We start from the raw sequence: 14287 nt of genomic DNA, 5'->3' as shown, positions 1-14287 counted from the left end.
TCCGTGGTGTTCAGAGCCGGTTGTGCGGGCAGTACGAGTCGATCGCGGCGTTCAGGAACAGATACGGATAATGGACGAATTCCCGCGATCCCTCGGCCAGATACAGGTGGTTGCGCGGGGTGTTGCCGACCGTGTCGAGGTAGGCGCACTGGGCACGGGCGAGCCTGATCGCCGCGTCCTGCACCGCATAGGGTTCGTCGTCGAAGAGAGCGGCGCGGAGGAATTTCCGGTCGATCCACGGCCGTTGGGCCACGGCATCGTCGGCCGGGTTGGGATTGACGACATTCTCGGGGATGGCCGTATCGACCTCCGGCGACCGTGCCCCCGGGCCGGGAGCGGCATGGGCGGTGAGTGCGGCGCCGTACATGAGCGCGGTGGTGAGGGTGCCGATGACGAAGACTCTGAACATTGTTCCTTCTGTGCTCGAAATCGTGCTGATATGGCGGGACCGAGCCGCCGGGGCGGTACTGCCTGTGGTGGTGCGAGAATTCGAGTCGAGCGGGCGGCGTACTGCCGCCGAAATCTTCGATGCGCACGCAGAATAGCCGGAACGCGCTGAATCTTCGTCGATTTCACGGTTTCACGGGTGAGGTACGGGGATGAAGCCTGCGCGCGGTCCGGACACGGCGGGCGCAGATCGAAGCGAGTACGGATCCGCGGGCCGGCGATTTTCGGCATATGTCACCGAATCCGCTTGTCCGCGAGTCCAACCCGGTGCGTCGACTCACCAGGTCGAGACCTGATGGCACCCGGCACGGCCCGTTCGTGCTGTCGCGAAGCGGCAAGAATGAGGCCGTTCGTCGAAACGTTTTCGGTGACGGGCCATCTCGTGGTTTCGGCTCCGGGCAGGGATGGGGCCCGATGCTCAGGGGGTGAGCCCGGTGAGGGCGAAGAATTCCTGACGGGAGCGGGCGTCGGCGCGCAGGGTGCCCAGCAGGGTCGAGGTGACGGTGGTGGAGCCGACGGCCTGAACGCCGCGCAGGGTCATACAGGTGTGTTCGGCTTCGACGACCACGCCGACGCCTCGTGGCCGCAGGTGTTCGGACAGCCAGTCGGCGACCTGTTTGGTGAGACGTTCCTGTACTTGGGGCCGGTGGGAGAAGTGTTCTACGACGCGGGCGAGTTTGGACAGCCCGAGGATGCGTTCCCCCGGCAGGTACCCCACGTGGGCGACCCCGACGAAGGGCAGCAGGTGGTGTTCGCACACCGAGCGCAGTGGGATGCGTCGGGCCAGGACGAGTTCGTCGTAGCCTTCCTCGTTGGGAAAGGTGGTCAGATGGAACGGGCGGGGTGTGAACATCTCGGCGTAGGCGCGCGCCATCCGGCCGGGTGTGGCACGTAGATGTTCGTCGTCGAGGTCGATGCCGAGCGCGCTGAGGAACTGGTGTGCGGCGTGCTCGGCGGCGGCCAGGTCGATACCGGCGCGGGGGTGGTGGATGACGCGGAGGGCGGGCTGCTTCGGCATCGGTCAGTTCCCGCCCACGCCGAGTGCGGTCAGCAGCACCAGAACAACCGTGACGACCGCGAGCAGACCGTGTCCGGCGACGAGGGCCGCGGGGAAATGTCGTTCGGCCGGGCCGTCGTCGGTTGCCCCGGCCGCGTTCGCTCGTGTCGTGGTGGTGCGGGACCGGTAGACCGGTATCCAGCGGGTCAACATGAGGAAGCCGAGCAGTGCGACCGGAACCAACAGCACGAACGCCACCCATGACAGTGCGCCGCCGACGACGAGATAGACGATCCAGACGATCAGCCCGATGGCGGCCAGGAGGAAGTGACCGAACAGAGCCGGTGGCGGTAGTTGGGTGTCGCCGGGCCGCCGCGCGCCGCCTTTGGCGATCCAGATGCCGAGCATGACGAAACCGCCGACGGCGGTCAACAACCACAGGATCAGAGCCGCGAGGCCCATGACGTGCTCCTTTACGATGAGGAATAAGGGGGTCGGCGCCGGAAACCGTCGGCCTGGGTGGCCTCGTCGGCGACCCGGACCCCGTAGCGATAGGCGAGTTCGCCGCCGAGATAGCCCGATACCGCGAGTACCAGCAGGGATGCCGCGCTCAGCAGCAGCGGCCCCCAGCCCACGGCGCCGTATGGGCCCGCTCCGGCGCGTCGCCACAGAAACCCGATCGCGAAGGCGATGACCACGGTCAGGTTCAGGCTCATATGGGCCAGTCCGGTTCGGAACGCCGGCGTGCCGGTGGGGATGGCGAGCAGGTCCAGCATTCCGATTGCGGCAGCGGCCAGTGCGCCCAAGACGCCGAGCGCAATCAGCCACAGTGCGCCTCGGGCCGGAAAATCCGGGTCGTCGACCATGTGGGAGGCCAGGTCGAAGACAAAGCTCGCCACCCATGCCCCGATCGGGACGGTGACCAGGATCGGATGGAACGGATGCCCGTACGGCCCCGCCAACGCGGCGCTGACCGGCTGCTTTCCTCGCGGTGAATCGATCGTCACGGCAACCTCCTGCCGTTCGGGGATTACACCAAAGAATCTTTGCTTAATTGCTCGATGTGGTCAATATCGCCCAGGATATTAGGTTATTTGATCTATTGCGTCAGATCTGATGGGCGTTATTGTGATCGGGTGACCAGTGATGACACGGCGATCGGTGCCATTGCGGCCCTCGATGACGAATCTCGGCGCGGTATGTACCGGTTCATCCGCCGCGCGCGCCGACCGGTCACCCGCGATGAAGCCGCTGCCCAGGTGGGAATCTCGCGGAAACTCGCCGCCTTCCACCTCGACAAGCTCGTCGAGGCCGGGCTGCTGCGCGCCCGCTACGAGGCGCCGGCGGGAATACGCAGAGTCGGGCGCGCCCCCAAGGTGTACGAACCGACCGAGGCCGATGTGCGGGTCGGCATTCCCGAACGCCGCTACGAGATCTTGGCGGAGATTCTGATGGGCGCGGTGCTGGACGAACGCGACGGGGAAACCGCCCGACAAACCGCGGGCCGGGTCGCACAAGACCGCGGCGCAGAACTCGGCAGGGCCGAGCGGGAACGCCTACGCCCTGGCAGGTTGGGCGCCGAACGCGCGCTGACCTTGGTGCAAGCCGTGCTCGCCGAGTTCGGTTTCGAACCCGATCGCCTGCAACCCACCTGCGTTCGACTGCGCAACTGTCCCTTCCATCCCTTGGCCGAACGTGAGCCGGAGCTGGTGTGCGAGCTCAACCGGGAATTCTGCTCGGGCCTGCTCACCGGGCTCGGCGCCGATGCCGTGCAGGCGGTGCTGAATCCGCGACCGGGCGAATGCTGTGTCGAGCTGCGCGCCGTCACGCCCTGATATCGCGTCCTGGACGCTTTCTCGCGGGCCTGGTGATTCGCTAGCTTCGATGGTTCACCCCGACTGTCGGAGCTTCGGCGGCAAAGGTGCACTCCACTTCGATGTGAGATCGAAGCCGGCCTCCCCGACGATCCGGCCGGCGTCGTCGAGCGATGTGGATTCGAGGCGGGTCAGGACTGTGGTGCTCGGGCGACCACAAACGGTGTGATCATGGAACCGTATCGATCTATCGAGGTCATCACGCCTATCCGACCGTCCCGATAGGTGGACATGATGTCCGTGGCAGCCCAGATGTCCCTGTCGAAACCATTGCCGTGCAGGTATTCGGCGAACAGCTTGTGCGCATTCCCGCCCGGAGTCGCGGGGCTGCACGACACCTGGAGTACCGGACTGTCGGAGTGTAGTCGGCAGGCCCGTTGGAAGTAGCGGCACTTCTCGGCCAGGCGGGCGAAAACGACGCCGTCGACATAGACGGCATCGTCTTTCCCGGTTTCCGGATTCTCGATACTGATCTGGTATCCGTTCCCATCGGCATGCGCGTTCAGGACGATCGGTTCCGCCTTCGTCTCGGGGTCATACCAGGGGGCCGGTAGCGGTGAGGAGTCACTTGCACGTATGGACAGCGGGTATCGCTTTCGTGTGGCCACTTCCGAGGCCGCCCATCTGGGGTAGTACTCGTGATTTCCCGAGGTGTGCCGCAGGCGCACCCAGCGCTGAATTCTCGTGAGGTCGTTCTGCCGCGAGGAGAACGACACGCCGATCGGCTTCCCGTCGGGAGACCGCAGCGGAACGACCCGCACTTGCTCGTAGTCGAACTCGATGTATCGATTGTTTCGATCGAGGCCGTGCAGAGGGGTCGTGGATCGGTCGGAAGACGGTGTGGTGCGCGTGGTTTCGGTGTCCAAAGAGCGGCGTACCGTGTCGGCGCCCGCGGCCTGACCGCGTTCGGCCCGATGAGCGGATTCGCCGGTCGCCCATGCCGTATTGCGGATGAAATCCTCGGCTCCCCTCATCGAAGTGTCGACCGCTCTATCGATCCTCCTGGCGGCTTCCCGCATCAAGTGGGACAAGGCGTTCAACGCGGTTCTCCGTTGTTCGGGCCACCTCGTAGTGGTCACCTGCTCGATCGCGTAACCGATAATCGTCGTCGCGAGCCGAAATGCGATAGCCGTGTCGGTGACATTCTGGTACGTCGGCCTCCGTGACGGAGATCGTATTGGCCGACATAGATCCCGAGCGCAGTTGCGCATCCACGGATATGACCGGCATGACGAGTACACAGGTGCCTACGCCGTAGAGATCACCGCGGAAGCCCTTGCCGCCGCTTTCGTCATCACGACCTCGGATGGTGACGGACTCGATCGATTTGTTCGAGACCTCGCCGACGACTTCGCCGATTGGGACGATGAACGCTCCCGGCGCTCGATGGATAACGACTCGGAGCCGACAGCAGCGCATCAATCCGGCGGCAAGGCCTGATTGACCTGGTCCGTGCGGCGGCGCGGTTACGTCCGGTCCTGGTATGAGGAGCAGTGGAGCGTGAGCATCTCGTTTCTGTTGGAAGCAGGAGAGCAGACGGTCCGATCGGCCGACGAATTCGAGATATTCTCGAGGTTCGGTAACCGACTGTGCCGCTGTCTTGTTCGGCCACCTGCTCCCTGTGTCCTTCCGGCCGGAAAGGCCGGCCATATCTCGGACGGCCCGTGGGCCTTTGTGTGCTATCGACGATCGCGCCGGGTTCGTCCATGCTTCCGGCATGTTTTCAGGAGTCGATGTTGTCCGCGTGATTGCCCGGTGCGGTGAGCAGATCGGTGTATCGGTCGATGTGGTCGGGCACGATGACCGCGCGCAGCGCCAGGGCGAGTTGGGCGTCGATATAGGAGTCCAGGCTCATCGTCCGTTGGAAATACCAGTGTTTGAGTGCCCACGCGTGGGCGAGAAGTAGCAGATTGTAGGCCACCAGGTCGGGGTCCGAGGTGGTCAGTAGACCCGCGTCGACGCCGTCTCGTACGGCCTGGCGCAGTGGTTGGCTCGTTTCGATCTCCAGTTGTTTGATTCGTTCGCGGCCGGCTTCGTCGAGCGATTTGGATTCGCGGTAGGTCAGGACCGCGGCGTGGCGGTGTTCGTTGATGACATGGCAGTACGCGGTGAAGGCGGCGGCCAGACGGCGCACCGGGTCGTCGCCGGCCGCGGCCACGGCGGCCGGAACCGCTGCGGCGAATGCGTCCAGGACGTCGAGGATTACGGCGTACAACACCTCGTCCTTGCTGCCGAAGTAGCGGTAGATCAGTCCCACGCTGACGCCCGCTTCCGCGGCCAGGGCCTGCATGGAGACGGCTTCCGAGCCCTCGCGCTCCATCAGTCGCGCGGCGGCGGTGAGCAGTTGTCGGGAGCGTTGGGCTGCGCGGGCGCGCCGCGCGGCGTCGTGGGGATCGAGGAGCTCGGCGCGTTCGGTCATATCGCCTCCTTCGGAGTGAACGTAGGTTCACTTTAGAGCAGATTTCGAGTGAGACCGTTGACACACTCTTGTTAATGAATATAAGTTCACTGTCAATGAATCAATATTCATTTCCATGGAGGCAGGTATGAGCCAGTTCGAGGACATCACCTACGAGGTCGACGGCGCCGCCGGAATCATCACGATCAACCGCCCCCACCGCCACAACGCCTTTCGCGCGCAGACGGTCGACGAACTGATCACCGCGTTCCAGTCCGCGTGGTCGGACAACGCGGTGCGGGCGGTGGTGCTCACCGGCGCGGGAGAGAAGGCGTTCTGCACCGGCGGTGATGTCAAACAACGCGCCGAGACCGGCGACTACGGACCTTCCGAGTTCAACCGCTTCCGGATCGGCGATCTGCACAAGATCATGCGCGACCTGCCCAAACCGGTTATCGCCGCGGTCAATGGCGTCGCGGTCGGCGGGGGGCATGTGCTCCAGGTGCTCGCCGATGTCTCCATTGCCAGCGAAACCGCGCGTTTCGGACAGGCCGGACCGCGGGTCGGTTCGTTCGACGCCGGTTTCGGCTCGGCCTACCTCGCCCGCGTGGTGGGGGAGAAGAAGGCCCGCGAGATGTGGTTCTGGTGCCGGCTCTACAACGCCCAGGAGGCCCTGGAAATGGGTCTGGTCAACAAGGTTGTTCCCGCCGACCGGCTGCTCGACGAGGCCAAGGCGTGGGTCGAGGAGGTCGCCGTGCTCAGCCCCACCGCGATCCGCTTCCTCAAGCAGTCGTTCAACGCAGATACCGACCACCAGGCCGGATTCAGCAATATGGCCATGACGGCGCTGGACATGTTCGGTGTTTCCCCCGAGGGCATGGAAGGCGCGAAGGCCTTCGCCGAGAAACGGCCCGCCGACTTCTCCGCCTACGTCAACTGGCACTGAGTCGAATCCACACCGACAGCGAGGCGCGAGTATGCATTACGGGTTCGACGAGGACGAAGCGAACTTTCAGGTCGAGGTGCGACGGTGGGCCGAGAAGGTCCTGGCGCCGCACTACCAAGCGGACGACAAGGCGGCGACCTTCCGTCGGCAACAGGCGCTGGATATGGCCCGGATGGGTCTGACCGGGTTGCGCATCCCGGAGGAATACGGCGGCCAGGACGCCACCGCGGTGGTCGCGGGTATTGCGGCCGAGGAGGTCGGCCGGGCCGATTTCAACGCGGGATATCTCATTATCAACACCGCGTTGATCAGCGACATCCTGGTGCGCAACTGCACCGAGGAACAGAAGCGGGCCTGGTTGCCCGATATCGCTTCGGGCCGGCACGTGCCGTGCATCATGATCACCGAACCGGGCGCCGGAACCGACGCGGCCCATCTCGCGCTCGCCGCGACACCCGATGGAGACGGATGGCGACTGAACGGCGAGAAGACCTCGATCACCCTCGGTATGGCCGCCGACCGGGCCGTCGTCCTGGCGCGCACCGGTGGTGACGGAGCACGCGGGGTGAGCGCTTTCTGGGTGGACCTGTCCGCCCCCGGGATCACCCGCTCGCCCTTCGACGATCTCGGCAGTCGAGCCATCGGACGAGCCTCGGTTCACTTCGACGATGTCCGGGTCACCCGGGAACAATTGATCGGCGAGGAGGGCGGCGGATTCGTCTCGGTGATGCAGGGATTCGACTACTCCCGCGCCATCATCGGTCTGCTCTGTCTGGGCGCCGCGCAACAGTCGCTCGACGAGGCGCTGCAATGGTCACGCGACCGGGTCGCCTTCGGCAAACCCATCGGCACCTTCCAGGGGGTCGCCTTCCCACTGTCGGAATGCGCCACCTACATCACCGGCGCCCGGCACGTCTGCTACGAGGCGCTCTGGCGCAAGGACAACGGCCTCGAACACAGCGCTCAGGCCGCGATGGCGAAATTCTGGGCGCCCAAACTCGCGACCGAGGTCATCCACCAGTCCCTGCTCACCCTCGGTCATATCGGCTACTCCACCGAACACAAGGTGGGGCAACGTCTCCGCGACGTCATCGGTTTGGAAATCGGTGACGGCACGGCGCAGGTCTCCAAACTCGTCATCTCCCGCACCCTGCTCGGTCGCGCCTACGCGCCCTGAGCATCCGGAAACGGCAACCCCGGACCTCAACACATTTAGGGAATCACCATGGGAAAACTCGACAACAAGATTGCGATCGTCACCGGAGGCGGTCAGGGGATCGGCGCCGCGATCGCCACCAAACTCGCGGCCGAGGGGGCGACGGTCGCCGTCACCGATATCAACGAGGAAACCGCCGCGCAGACCGCCGCCCGAATCGGTAACGGCTCGCTCGGTATCCGCACCGATGTCACCGACCGGGCATCGGTCGACGCCATGGTCGACCGGGTCGTGGCGGAATTCGGCCGGGTGGACATCCTGGTCAACAACGCGGGTTGGGACAAGGCCGAACCCTTCGTGGAATCCGAGCCCGCGACCTGGGATCGGATCATCCGGATCAATCTGTACGGCGTTCTCAACACCTCCAAGAAGGTGCTGCCGATCATGGTCGAGCAGGGGTACGGCAAGGTCGTCAACCTCGGCTCCGACGCCGGTCGGGTCGGTTCGTCGGGCGAGGCGGTGTACTCGGCCGCCAAGGGTGGCGTGATCGCCTTCACCAAGGCGATGGCCCGGGAAATGGCGCGGGCCAAGGTGAATGTCAACTGTGTCTGCCCGGGACCGACCGATACCGCGCTGTTCGCCTCGATGGGTGGGGAAAACCTGCGCGAGGCCCTGCGCAAGGCCATCCCGATGAAGCGCCTCGGCCAACCCGAGGATCTCGCCAATGTGGTCGCCTTCCTCGCCTCCGACGAGGCGGCGTTCATCACCGGCCAAACCGTCAGCGTCAGCGGCGGTCTCACGATGAACTGAGTCGAGGTCGATATGTTCGAAACACTCCTCACCCCCGAGCGGATCGCCCGGGAGACCGCCGGCGGTTACTGGCGAGACAAGATCATCACCGACTTCCTGGACGAGCAGGCCGCCGCCCGTCCCGACAAGATCGCCTTCGTCGACGCTCGCCGACAGATCACCTACGGCCAACTCGCGCAGGAGGTCGACCGGGTCGCGCTCGGGTTGCTCGCCCGCGGTGTCGAACCCGGGGACGTGGTCAGTTTTCAGTTGCCCAACTGCATCGAATGGATCGTCGTCCATTACGCCGCGACCCGGATCGGCGCCATCAGCAACCCGCTCATCCCGATCTACCGTGAGCGGGAGATCGGGTTCATGGTCGGGTTGGCGAAACCGGCTCTGATCGTGGTGCCGAAGCAGTTCCGTGGGTTCGACTACCCGGCCATGTTCGCCCGGGCGGGGGCCGATTGGGATTTCACCCCGCAGATGGCTGTCGTCGGAGAACCGTTCTGGGACGAGCTGGCCTCGACGCCACCGCCCACCGCGGAGGAGGCGGCCAGGCTCGCCGCGCTGCGGCCCGACCCCAACGACGTGACGCTGCTCATCTTCACCTCCGGCACCACCGGGGAGCCCAAGGGCGTCATGCACACCCACAACACGCTGGTCGCCGCCAACGATCCACTCCCGGAGCGGCTCGGCATCACCCCCGACAGCGTGCTGCACATGGCCTCGACACTGGCCCATCTCACCGGTTTCCTGTACGGCGCGCGGCTCAATGTGCACAACGGCGCCACCTGCGTGCTCCAGGACGTGTGGGATGCGAAGGTTTTCGTCGAACTCGTCGAACGGCATCGCATCACCTACACCTCGGCCGCCACACCGTTCCTGCACGATCTGCTCACCGCCGACAATCTCGCCGAGCACGACACCGACTCGCTGGTGCGGTTCTGCTGTATGGGTGCGCCGATCCCGCGCGCGATGGTGCGGGAGGCCAAGGCGAAACTGCCGAACCTGGTGGTCGTCGGCGGTTGGGGACAGACCGAGGAAGGTCTGGTGACCATCGGTATCCCCGGTGATCCCGAGGACAAGATCATCGACACCGACGGTTATCCGTGGCCCGGTATGCAGATCCGCGTGGTCGACCCGGTGACCGGTGTCGAACGGCCGCGCGGTGCGGAAGGGGTGCTCCAGGTGCGCGGTCCCTTCCTGTTCGTCGGATACGCCGAACGGTTGGAGTTGGCCCGGGAACAGATGCGCCCGAGCGACGACGGCGGCGGCGAATGGTTCGACACCGGTGATCTCGCCCGGATCGATGCCGAGGGCTATCTGAGCATTTCGGGTCGCCTCAAGGACGTCATCATCCGGGGTGGGGAGAACATTCCGGTCGCCTATGTGGAGAACGCGCTCTACGAGCACCCCGATATCGAGTCCGTCGCCGTGGTGGCGGTCCCCGATCCACGATTGCAGGAGCGGGCCTGCGCGTGCGTCACGCTCGTTCCCGGCGTCGCGACGTTGACGCTTGAGCAGATGCAGGCCTTTCTCCAGGACAAAGGGGTCGCCAAACAGTATTGGCCCGAACGGCTGGTGGTGCTCGACGAGCTGCCGAAGACACCGAGCGGGAAGATCCAGAAGTTCCAGCTCCGCAAACAGGTGGCCGGAGAATGACCACGGCATACCTGGTCGACGGGGTGCGTACGCCTTTCGGACGCTACGGCGGCGCCCTGGCCGCCGTCCGGCCCGATGATCTGGCGGCGCACACCATTCGGACGATGGTCGAGCGGCACCCGGGCATCGATTGGGCCGCCCTCGACGACGTCCTGTTCGGATGCGCCAATCAGGCGGGCGAGGACAACCGCAATATCGCTCGGATGGCCGTGCTCCTGGCCGGCCTGCCCGTCGATGTTCCCGGCGGCACTGTCAACCGGCTGTGCGGTTCGGGGCTCGACGCCCTCGCCCAGGGGGCCCGAATGATCCGGGCCGGGGAGGCCGACCTCGTGCTCGCCGGTGGGGTGGAGTCGATGACCCGCGCGCCGTTCGTACTGCCCAAGGCATCCGCCGCGTGGTCGCGGACGACCGAGATTCACGACACCACCATCGGTTGGCGTTTCGTCAATCCCCGGCTCGCCGCGGTCCACGGCACCGACGCCATGCCGGAGACGGCGCAGAACCTGGCCGCCGAGCGCGGTATCGACCGCGCGGATCAGGACGCGTTCGCCCTGCGCTCGCAGGAGCGGGCCGCGGCCGCGATCGACTCCGGCCGCCTGGCTCGCGAGATCGTGCCGGTGTCCGTGCCGCGGCGCGGTGGTGATGTGGCCGTAGTCGAGCGGGACGAGCATCCTCGCACCACGAGCCTCGCGGCGCTGGCGGCGTTGAAACCGATCGTGCCCGGCGGCAGTATCACCGCCGGAAACTCCTCGGGCGTCAACGACGGCGCCGGAGTCGTCCTACTCGCTTCGGCGGCAGCGGTCGAACGCTACGGTCTACAACCCCTGGCTCGGGTCGGTGGGGCCGCGGTCGCCGGTGTCGAGCCCCGCGTCATGGGGATCGGGCCGGTGCCCGCCACCCGAAAACTTCTGTCCCGATTCGGACTCACCATCGGTGATATCGACCTGATCGAGCTCAACGAGGCCTTCGCCGCACAGGCGCTGGCGGTCACCCGGGAACTCGGTCTGTCCGATGACGCGGAGCATGTCAACCCCAACGGCGGCGCGATCGCCCTCGGTCACCCGCTCGGCGCGAGCGGTGCCCGGCTGGCACTCACCGCGGCGATGGAACTGTCGTCGCGCGGTGCGGACCGGGCCGTGGTGACGATGTGCATCGGTGTCGGTCAGGGGATCTCGGTTCTTTTGGAGGCGCCATGAGTGAATACACCGGCAGGTACGAGACGCTGCTGGTCGATGTGACGGATCGGGTGGCGGTCGTGACGCTCAACCGCCCCGAGGTCCGCAATGCGATCAACGCGCAGGTTCAGGCCGACCTGCGCGATGCCCTCGCCGCGCTGCGCGTCGACGATTCCGTCGGGGTCGTGGTGGTGACCGGGGCGGGAGAGAAGGCCTTCGCCGCCGGCGCCGATATCGGTCAACTGAAGGACTACGACCTGCACACCGGTCTGGCCTCGACCATGCAGCGGCTCTACGACGAGGTGGAGGCGTTCGAGAAACCGACCATCGCCGCCGTCAACGGCTATGCGCTCGGTGGTGGATGCGAACTCGCCATGGCCTGTGATATCCGCATCGCCGCGGAGTCGGCGCGGTTCGGGTTGCCCGAGACGAATCTGTCGGTGCTCCCCGGGGCCGGCGGCACCCAACGATTGGCGCGGCTCATCGGCGTCGGACGGGCGGTCGAACTCATCCTCACCGGTCGGATGGTCACCGCCGAGGAGGCGCACGGCTTCGGTCTGGTGAGCCATGTCGTACCGGCGGAGGAGCTGGTGCCCAAGGCCCGGGAGATCGCCGGCACCATCCTGGCCAAGGGACCGCTGGCGGTTCGACTGGCGAAACTGGTCGTGCGCTCGGGGATGGACGCCGACCGGCACACGGGTCTGGTGATCGAACGCCTGGCCCAGGCGTTGCTCTACACCACGGAGGACAAACGCGAGGGCGCCGAGGCGTTCCTGGCCAAACGATCGCCCGATTGGAGGGCACGGTGAGTCGTATCGAGAAAGTGCTCGTCGCCGGCGCGGGGGCGATGGGGTCGCAGATCGCGATGGTTGCCGCCCTGGCCGGCTGCGACGTCACGCTGTACGACCTCGACCCGGACGCACCGGGCCGGGCGCTGGCCCACCTGGGGGAGCGAATGGACGCCCAGGTCGCCAAGGGGCGGCGTGCTGCAGACGAGGTGGCCGACGCCTTCGCGCGGCTCACCCCCGTCGCCGAACCGACGGCCGAGGTCGATCTGGTGGTGGAGGCGGTGGTGGAGCGGCTCGAGGTCAAGCGGGCGTTGTTCGCCGAACTGGACGCACTGTGCCCGGCCTCCACCATCCTGGCCAGCAACTCCTCCGGTTTCGTGCCATCGGCGATGGCTTCGGCCACCAACCGGCCCGATCGCTTCCTCAACCTGCACTTCTTCAATCCGGCGCTGGTGATGAAGGCGGTGGAGGTGGTGCGCGGCCCGCAGACGAGCCCGCGGACGGTCGAGGCGGCGCTCGAGTTCGTCGACCGGATCGGCAAGATCGCCATAGTCCTGGACAAGGAGATCCCGGGATTCGTCGCCAATCGGCTTCTCAACGCGGTGCGCGACGAGGCGATCCGTCTCTACGAGGGCGGTTATGCCGATATCGAGGCGATCGATACCGCGGCCCGCACCGCGCTGGGGTATCCGATGGGACCGTTCGAGCTGATGGATCTCACCGGCATCGATATCGGCTACTACACCAAACTCGCCCGATTCGCCGAAACCGGCGATCCGGCCGATAAACCGTCGGCGACGGTCACCGCCCTTGTGGAGCAGGGCAACCTCGGCCGCAAGACCGGCCGTGGTTTCTACGTCTACGACGAGGCGGGCAACCGCGTCGGGAAGGGAATTCGATGAACTTCTCGCTCACCCCCGAGCAGCGTGCGTTCCAGCAGATGGCGCGGGATTTCCTCGACAAGGAGGTGGTTCCGCACCGTGCGGAGTGGGACCGGCGGGAAGCGGTCGACACCGCGCTCGTCCCCAAACTCGGCGAACTCGGTTTCTTCGGTCTCACCATCCCCGAGGAATACGGCGGGATGGGCGGCGACTACATCACCTACTGCATCGGGATGGAAGAGCTGGGCCGCGCCGACTCCGCGGTTCGTGGCATCGTCTCGGTCTCGATGGGGTTGTTCGGCAAGATCGTCCTGGACCACGGGACCGAGGAGCAGAAGCAGCGGTGGTTGCCCGGTATCGCGAGCGGGACAGTGCTCGGCTGTTTCGGGCTCACCGAACCGGATAACGGCTCCGACCCCGCCAATCTCAAGACACGTGCCGTCAAGGACGGTTCGGACTGGGTGATCAACGGCGGGAAGATCTTCATCACCAATGGCACCTGGGCCGATGTCTGCGTTGTCTTCGCCCGCACCGGCGGCCCCGGCGCGAAGGGAATCTCCGCCTTCCTGGTACCCACCGACACCCCCGGGTTCTCCCGCACCGAGATCCACGGCAAGCTCGGTCTGCGCGGTCAGGCCACCGCCGAATTGGCCTTCGACGATGTCCGGGTCCCGGCCGACGCGTTGATCGGCGCGGAGGGTGAGGGCTTCAAGATCGCGATGCGCTCCCTGGACAAGGGGCGGGTCTCGGTGGGCGCCGGATGCACCGGCATCATCCAGGGCTGTCTGGAGGCGGTCGTCGACTACAGTGTGCAGCGTCGGCAGTTCGGTCGTCCGCTGGCCTCCTTCCAACTCATCCAGGACATGATCGCCGAAATCTCCACCGACTGTGACGCGGCCCGGTTGCTCACCTGGCGGGCCGCCGATCTGATCGAACGCGGCCTACCCTTCGGTGTGGCGGCGTCCAAGGCGAAACTGTTCGCCTCGGAGAAGGCCGTCAAGGCCGCCAATCTCGCGATTCAGGCCTTCGGCGGGTACGGGTATGTCGACGAGTACCCGGTCCAGAAGTACATGCGAGACGCTCGGGTGATGACCTTGTACGAGGGCACCAGCCAAATCCAGAAACTGCTCATCGGCCGAGCCGAGACCGGCGTCTCGGCCTTCCTCTGACT

16 protein-coding genes are annotated in these 14287 nt (G+C 65.8%); 10 read left to right on the top strand and 6 right to left on the bottom strand.

Annotated features, from left to right (window positions below; translation table 11 throughout):
• Window positions 1-10 precede the first annotated feature (10 nt).
• The 4 genes from ON32_RS16210 to ON32_RS16195 form a co-directional block, all read right to left on the bottom strand.
• Window positions 11-409: a DUF732 domain-containing protein gene (locus ON32_RS16210; RefSeq protein ID WP_040791766.1), complete on the bottom strand. Its 399-nt coding sequence runs from the start codon at window positions 407-409 to the stop codon at window positions 11-13.
• Between the two features lie 456 nt (window positions 410-865).
• Entirely contained in the window at window positions 866-1465 is a 600-nt protein-coding gene (folE, locus tag ON32_RS16205; protein WP_040791765.1) for a GTP cyclohydrolase I FolE, read from the bottom strand.
• A gap of 3 nt (window positions 1466-1468) precedes the next feature.
• Window positions 1469-1906 (bottom strand): hypothetical protein, encoded by a 438-nt coding sequence (locus tag ON32_RS16200; protein WP_040791764.1) that lies wholly within the window; start codon window positions 1904-1906, stop codon window positions 1469-1471.
• Window positions 1907-1917: 11 nt separating this feature from the next.
• On the bottom strand, window positions 1918-2451 hold the full coding sequence (locus tag ON32_RS16195) for a DUF2231 domain-containing protein (RefSeq protein WP_040791763.1): 534 nt from the start codon (window positions 2449-2451) through the stop codon (window positions 1918-1920).
• A 129-nt stretch (window positions 2452-2580) separates the two neighbouring features.
• On the opposite strand from ON32_RS16195, the gene ON32_RS16190 reads away from it, so the two are divergent.
• Window positions 2581-3279, top strand: a complete 699-nt coding sequence (locus tag ON32_RS16190; protein ID WP_040791762.1) for a helix-turn-helix transcriptional regulator — start codon at window positions 2581-2583, stop codon at window positions 3277-3279.
• A 170-nt stretch (window positions 3280-3449) separates the two neighbouring features.
• On the opposite strand, the gene ON32_RS16185 is transcribed toward ON32_RS16190, so the two are convergent.
• Window positions 3450-4292 (bottom strand): hypothetical protein, encoded by an 843-nt coding sequence (locus ON32_RS16185; RefSeq protein WP_040791761.1) that lies wholly within the window; start codon window positions 4290-4292, stop codon window positions 3450-3452.
• Between the two features lie 157 nt (window positions 4293-4449).
• On the opposite strand from ON32_RS16185, the gene ON32_RS16180 reads away from it, so the two are divergent.
• A complete protein-coding gene (locus ON32_RS16180; protein ID WP_040791760.1) occupies window positions 4450-4758 on the top strand; it encodes a DUF6228 family protein in 309 nt (102 codons plus the stop codon).
• Between the two features lie 283 nt (window positions 4759-5041).
• Here the strand turns inward: ON32_RS16180 and ON32_RS16175 are convergent, their stop codons facing one another.
• Complete coding sequence (locus ON32_RS16175; protein ID WP_040791759.1) at window positions 5042-5737, bottom strand: TetR/AcrR family transcriptional regulator; 696 nt, start codon at window positions 5735-5737, stop codon at window positions 5042-5044.
• Window positions 5738-5864: 127 nt separating this feature from the next.
• Between ON32_RS16175 and ON32_RS16170 the strand changes: the two genes are divergently transcribed.
• The 8 genes from ON32_RS16170 to ON32_RS16135 are packed head-to-tail and all read left to right on the top strand — an operon-like array spanning window position 5865 to window position 14285.
• Window positions 5865-6662, top strand: a complete 798-nt coding sequence (locus ON32_RS16170) for an enoyl-CoA hydratase-related protein (protein WP_040791758.1) — start codon at window positions 5865-5867, stop codon at window positions 6660-6662.
• Window positions 6663-6693: 31 nt separating this feature from the next.
• Complete coding sequence (locus tag ON32_RS16165) at window positions 6694-7839, top strand: acyl-CoA dehydrogenase family protein (RefSeq protein ID WP_040791757.1); 1146 nt, start codon at window positions 6694-6696, stop codon at window positions 7837-7839.
• Window positions 7840-7887: 48 nt separating this feature from the next.
• Window positions 7888-8628, top strand: coding sequence for an SDR family NAD(P)-dependent oxidoreductase (locus tag ON32_RS16160; protein ID WP_040791756.1), 741 nt, complete (start codon window positions 7888-7890; stop codon window positions 8626-8628).
• Window positions 8629-8640: 12 nt separating this feature from the next.
• Entirely contained in the window at window positions 8641-10272 is a 1632-nt protein-coding gene (locus ON32_RS16155) for an AMP-binding protein (RefSeq protein ID WP_040791755.1), read from the top strand.
• A complete protein-coding gene (gene pcaF, locus ON32_RS16150) occupies window positions 10269-11468 on the top strand; it encodes a 3-oxoadipyl-CoA thiolase (RefSeq protein WP_040791754.1) in 1200 nt (399 codons plus the stop codon). The genes ON32_RS16155 and pcaF overlap by 4 nt, the downstream gene beginning before the upstream one ends.
• Window positions 11465-12256, top strand: coding sequence for an enoyl-CoA hydratase/isomerase family protein (locus ON32_RS16145; protein WP_040791753.1), 792 nt, complete (start codon window positions 11465-11467; stop codon window positions 12254-12256). Before pcaF ends, ON32_RS16145 begins: the two co-directional genes overlap by 4 nt.
• On the top strand, window positions 12253-13137 hold the full coding sequence (locus ON32_RS16140; protein ID WP_040791752.1) for a 3-hydroxyacyl-CoA dehydrogenase family protein: 885 nt from the start codon (window positions 12253-12255) through the stop codon (window positions 13135-13137). Before ON32_RS16145 ends, ON32_RS16140 begins: the two co-directional genes overlap by 4 nt.
• Window positions 13134-14285 (top strand): acyl-CoA dehydrogenase family protein, encoded by a 1152-nt coding sequence (locus ON32_RS16135; protein WP_040791751.1) that lies wholly within the window; start codon window positions 13134-13136, stop codon window positions 14283-14285. The genes ON32_RS16140 and ON32_RS16135 overlap by 4 nt, the downstream gene beginning before the upstream one ends.
• Window positions 14286-14287: the final 2 nt, after the last annotated feature.

Origin of the sequence: Nocardia paucivorans NBRC 100373 (assembly GCF_000308675.1) — a bacterium.
GTDB lineage: Bacteria > Actinomycetota > Actinomycetes > Mycobacteriales > Mycobacteriaceae > Nocardia > Nocardia paucivorans.
The sequence above is the reverse complement of the archived record's forward strand: the minus strand, read 5'-3'. Positions and strand labels throughout refer to the sequence as shown.

Coding starts and splice junctions, on each gene's coding strand:
- ON32_RS16210 (WP_040791766.1), bottom strand. CDS start 409: ATGTTCAGAGTCTTCGTCATCGGCACCCTCACCACCGCGCTCATGTAC.
- folE (WP_040791765.1), bottom strand. CDS start 1,465: ATGCCGAAGCAGCCCGCCCTCCGCGTCATCCACCACCCCCGCGCCGGT.
- ON32_RS16200 (WP_040791764.1), bottom strand. CDS start 1,906: ATGGGCCTCGCGGCTCTGATCCTGTGGTTGTTGACCGCCGTCGGCGGT.
- ON32_RS16185 (WP_040791761.1), bottom strand. CDS start 4,292: ATGAGGGGAGCCGAGGATTTCATCCGCAATACGGCATGGGCGACCGGC.
- ON32_RS16175 (WP_040791759.1), bottom strand. CDS start 5,737: ATGACCGAACGCGCCGAGCTCCTCGATCCCCACGACGCCGCGCGGCGC.
- ON32_RS16170 (WP_040791758.1), top strand. CDS start 5,865: ATGAGCCAGTTCGAGGACATCACCTACGAGGTCGACGGCGCCGCCGGA.
- ON32_RS16165 (WP_040791757.1), top strand. CDS start 6,694: ATGCATTACGGGTTCGACGAGGACGAAGCGAACTTTCAGGTCGAGGTG.
- ON32_RS16160 (WP_040791756.1), top strand. CDS start 7,888: ATGGGAAAACTCGACAACAAGATTGCGATCGTCACCGGAGGCGGTCAG.
- ON32_RS16155 (WP_040791755.1), top strand. CDS start 8,641: ATGTTCGAAACACTCCTCACCCCCGAGCGGATCGCCCGGGAGACCGCC.
- pcaF (WP_040791754.1), top strand. CDS start 10,269: ATGACCACGGCATACCTGGTCGACGGGGTGCGTACGCCTTTCGGACGC.
- ON32_RS16145 (WP_040791753.1), top strand. CDS start 11,465: ATGAGTGAATACACCGGCAGGTACGAGACGCTGCTGGTCGATGTGACG.
- ON32_RS16135 (WP_040791751.1), top strand. CDS start 13,134: ATGAACTTCTCGCTCACCCCCGAGCAGCGTGCGTTCCAGCAGATGGCG.